Consider the following 330-nt stretch of genomic DNA (forward strand, 5'->3'; position numbering starts at 1 on the left):
GGAATGGCGCACGCTGCTATTCAATCGCTCGTCGAGCAAGGCGCGTACAGTCCTATTCCGACTCGTCTTCATCCCGATCAAGTCGAGTGGGTTGTGAATTCTCTGGGTGAGCTTGGTGTGAAGATCGGCAACCAGTTCTTCTTTCTGTACAAAGGTGAGAGCATCCAGTACTCAACCAACGAAAGCGACTACCACTACCGTCCGGTCGGCAAGCGCGAATTCGGTGAAGTGTGCACTCCCATCAACTACGACGACCCGTGGAAGAGTGGTACTGTTTCGCGTGATGACAGCGATCTGTGGAAACCGCTGCCGATGGCTCCGGAGGAAGAG

Annotated in this window: 1 protein-coding gene; it reads left to right on the top strand. The window is 54.5% G+C overall.

The features are described from left to right. Positions 1 to 330, top strand: a 330-nt coding sequence (locus tag AC1RPT_RS07870) for a hypothetical protein (RefSeq protein ID WP_481762997.1), incomplete at both ends; no start/stop codon positions are given.

The organism is Dellaglioa sp. CoH-56-MRSF-11, assembly GCF_056782135.1.